At 62.1% G+C, this 3,667-nt stretch carries 4 protein-coding genes and 1 pseudogene; all 5 read right to left on the reverse strand.

The annotated features are described in order from the left end of the window. A partial coding sequence (locus tag VK519_RS05435; RefSeq protein ID WP_414692702.1) for a hypothetical protein occupies positions 1-191 on the reverse strand: 191 nt, incomplete at its 3' end. Between the two features lie 3 nt (positions 192-194). Further along, positions 195-329: pseudogene (locus tag VK519_RS17780) on the reverse strand (hypothetical protein); the annotation flags it as partial. Positions 330-465: 136 nt separating this feature from the next. After that, the gene (locus tag VK519_RS05440; protein ID WP_414692703.1) at positions 466-1,494 is read right to left on the reverse strand and encodes a magnesium and cobalt transport protein CorA; all 1,029 of its coding nucleotides are present in this window, start codon (positions 1,492-1,494) and stop codon (positions 466-468) included. Positions 1,495-1,547: 53 nt separating this feature from the next. Next, entirely contained in the window at positions 1,548-2,735 is a 1,188-nt protein-coding gene (locus tag VK519_RS05445) for a lipoprotein N-acyltransferase Lnb domain-containing protein (protein WP_324348115.1), read from the reverse strand. Beyond that, the gene (locus VK519_RS05450; protein WP_324348116.1) at positions 2,732-3,598 is read right to left on the reverse strand and encodes a CorC family transporter; all 867 of its coding nucleotides are present in this window, start codon (positions 3,596-3,598) and stop codon (positions 2,732-2,734) included. Before VK519_RS05450 ends, VK519_RS05445 begins: the two co-directional genes overlap by 4 nt. Positions 3,599-3,667: the final 69 nt, after the last annotated feature.

Consider the following 3,667-nt stretch of genomic DNA (forward strand, 5'->3'; position numbering starts at 1 on the left):
CCCGACGGGCGGGAGTTGCGGCGCACGCGCTTGGGCAATTGCTCGTCCATCAGCGTCAGGCCGATGTCGTCGTTCGAAGTATCAAGCAGGTGTTCCAGCGCCTGGATTTCACCAAAGACATGCAGCGCACGGCCGTAGAAGTGCATGGGCACGCGGACATCGCCTTTCTCCATGCGACGGACGGTGGACAAGGAAGCTCCCATGCGTTCGGCCAGCGACTCCTGGGAAATGTGCCGTCGCCGCCGTGTAAGCGAAATGTCGCTGCCTAGCTTGCGGATGGCTCGCTCGACGGGCTGAGGAATCGTTGAATCCACGTTTAACGTTCTCATGGGAATGCTAATGAGCCATTATCATTCTTATGGGACTGATTATAGTGGCGTCACCCCTGAAAATCAATAAGGGGTCCCATAGGAATGCTTACCGCCGAGAAACGCTCCTATTGGAGCATTAATGGCAGGCTTCCCGCTAAAACCACTTCGCCTTCTTCAACCCAATGAATATCCCACCCACGATGCAAGCCACCAGGCACGTAAGAGCCGGATAAGCCCACGGCTTGTTCAACTCCGGCATGTGCGCGAAGTTCATGCCGTACCAGCTGGTGATCAGCGTGGGCGCGGCCAGCATGGCCGCCCAGCCGGCGAGCTTCTTCATCACTTCGTTCTGGCCGAAGGTCACCAGCGAAAGGTTGACCGAGATCGCCGCGCTAAGCATTTCGCGCATGGCGCTGGTGGATTCGTTCACGCGGAACACGTGGTCATAAACGTCGCGGAAGTAGGCGCGCAGTTCGTCGTGGATCAGATTCGGGTGCATGCGCACCAGCTGGCTGATCACATCCTGCAGCGGCGCCGCGGCCAGGCGCATGCTCATCAGTTCGCGCTGCATGTCGTACAGGCGCTTGATGGTGTCGCGGTTGAAGGTATCGGCGAAGATATCGTTTTCCAGGTCGTGCAGTTCTTCGCGGAAGTCGCGCACGATAGGAAGGAAGTTGTCCACCACGAAGTCCAGCACGGCATACAGGCCATAGCTCGGCCCCATCGCCAGCAGTTCCGGCGAGCGCTCGCAGCTCATGCGCGCCGGGGCGTAACTCAACGATGCCCCGTGGCGCACGGTGATCAAATAGCGCTTGCCCAGGAAGATCTGCGTTTCGCCGAAGGCAATGCTGCCACCCAGCAGCTGCGCCGTTTGCACCACGATGAACAACGAGTCGCCGTAGGTTTCGATCTTGGTGCGCTGGTGGGCGTACTTGGCGTCTTCAACCGCCAGGTCGTGCAGGCAGAATTCCTCCTGCAGCTTGTCCAGCAGGTGCTCGTCCGGCTCGTGCAGGCCCACCCACACGAACGTATCGGGGGTTTTCAGCACATCGCTGATGGCGTCCAGCGTGATGTCGCCTATCTTCGAGCCATCCTTGCGGTAGGCCACGCAGTTGACCACCATCGAATTGTTCAATGGGACGGGAGTTTCCGGAGCGGGAATGTTCAAGGACATGGCCGGCATCATGCCGAGGCGCGTGTTACAGGGCAATCACTGCCGCATCGACGGTTTCGTAGTTACTTACGAAACCGCGAAGCCCCGAGCGCCAGCCAGATGGGCAAGCCCAACCCCACCCAGGGGAAATTCCGCTGGGTGTAGAAGGGCAGGGCGTGCAGCACCAGGGCCAGCACGGCCAGGGCGACGCAGATCCAGATGATCCGCCCGGAAAGCACCCTGTAGCCTCGCCATACGGCAGGCAGCAACAAGAAGGCCAATGGCTGATAGATCAGCAGGTTAGCGTTCGCCCAGCCTGACTGGTGCTGGGTAAATGCCCACAAACCAATCATGACCAGGCCGGCAATGCCGGCGAACAGCAGCCAGAGCGTGGCCACCACGCCGTACACAATGCGGGCGGCCAGATATTCCCGGTAAGCGCCCATCACCAGCAGCAACACGGCCAGCACCAGGCCCACGCCGAACAACGGCAGGCCCAGTTCCGGCGCCATTGCTGGCGGTTGTTCGATGGTGGCCTTGGCCAGGACCTCGGTGGACTGCACCAGCGGCCGGCTGCCGCCCGCGCCATCGCTCACGACCATGCCGGCCACTTCATCGCGCAGCACCATGGGCAGGAAGCTTTCCTTCAAAGCATCCATGGGTTGGTCGGCGTAGGGGCCCAGTCCCAAGTCCATGCCCAGCATCAGCCAGGTGTGGTTGCTCATCGTGCGCGCGGTCTGCTGGCGGTAGGTCATGCCGCCCGGATGCCGGGCCAGGTTCGCGCGCAGCTGCCCGCCGAGCGCGCGGTCCAGGGCATCGCGCACGCGCGTGGCGCAATTGTCGACGTAGTAGTTGTAGTTGTAGCGCGTGTTCTGCGGCTGGATGTTCCAGAACAGGAAGCGGCGGAGGTCTTCAGCCTGTGCCGGCGTGAAGGCCAGCCGCTGCCTGGTGACTTCGCGCCCTTCCGATACATAGAACTGCACGTCTTCAGCAGTGGGCACTGCATCCATGCGGTAGTTCATGATGCCCCGGGCGAAGTTCAGCAGGAAGCCGGCTTCGTCGAAGTCGAACACGCCATAGTTGAAGGCAATGGCCTCGCCGGAGGCTGGGTCGCGCAGTTCCACGGCATCGTGGCCGAAGCGCTCCCAGTAGATGTCGCCCGGGCCATAGGTGATGAGCGACACCTGCAGGGTATCGGCCGGTGCTTCGGCAATGCCCGCGAACGCAGGCGTGGCCACCAGGGCCAGCAGCAGGAAAAGCAGGCGCTTCAAGGCGTGGGTGTCTCGCCCGGGCGATCAGCCAGCGTCACGCGAAAACGCTGCACGCGACGGTCGTCGGCTTCGGTCACGTGGAACAGGAAATCGCCGATGGCCACTTCCTCGCCCACTTCCGGCAGGTGGCCGAATTCGGAGGTCACCATGCCGCCCACGGTATCGAATTCTTCGTCGGAGAAGCTCGCGCCGGTTTCCTCGTTGAAGTCTTCGATGGTGGTGAGGGCACCCACGTCGAAGGCACCGTCGCCGGTGGCCTGCATCAACTGGGGTTCTTCCTCGTCGTCGTGCTCGTCGTCGATCTCGCCGACGATCTGTTCGAGCACGTCTTCGATGGTGATGAGGCCGGCCACGCCGCCGTATTCATCGATTACCAGCGCCATGTGGTTGCGGCTGCGGCGGAACTCGGCCAGCAGCACGTTCAGGCGCATGGATTCGGGGATCAGCACGGCGGGACGCAGCAGCGAGGAAATATCGCAGCCTTCGCCGTCGCCGAAGTATTTGAGCAGATCCTTTGCCAGCAGGATGCCGAGGATTTCGTCTTTGTCTTCGCCGTGCACGGGGAAGCGCGAGTGGCCTGATTCCACCACCGTGGCGAGCACTTCGTGCAGGCTGCCGTCGGCCGGGACCATGACGATCTGGGCCCGGGGCACCATGACGTCGTCGACGGAGAGTTCGGTGACCTTGATCGCACCCTCGACCATGGTCAGGGTGTCGTTGGAGAGCAGGCCGTTGGCCCGTGCCGTGCGCAGCTCCTCGATCAGTTCGTCGCGGTTGCGCGGTTCTCCGGAAAACATGTGGCCCAGTCGATCCCACCATGTTCGGTGGGCCGGGCCGCCGGTACTGCCAGGGTCCTCGTTCATCACGCTTGTTGCCGAGCCCCATCAAGGGGCGGAAGGGTCAGTTTAGCCCATCCAGATGACACTTGCCGA

This window comes from Pinirhizobacter sp., assembly GCF_035317885.1.
GTDB lineage: Bacteria > Pseudomonadota > Gammaproteobacteria > Xanthomonadales > Rhodanobacteraceae > Pinirhizobacter.

What these genes read in the sequence shown, in the direction of transcription:
- VK519_RS05440 (WP_414692703.1), bottom strand. Translation starts at nt 1,494, where the DNA reads ATGCCGGCCATGTCCTTGAACATTCCCGCTCCGGAAACTCCCGTCCCA.
- VK519_RS05450 (WP_324348116.1), bottom strand. Translation starts at nt 3,598, where the DNA reads ATGAACGAGGACCCTGGCAGTACCGGCGGCCCGGCCCACCGAACATGG.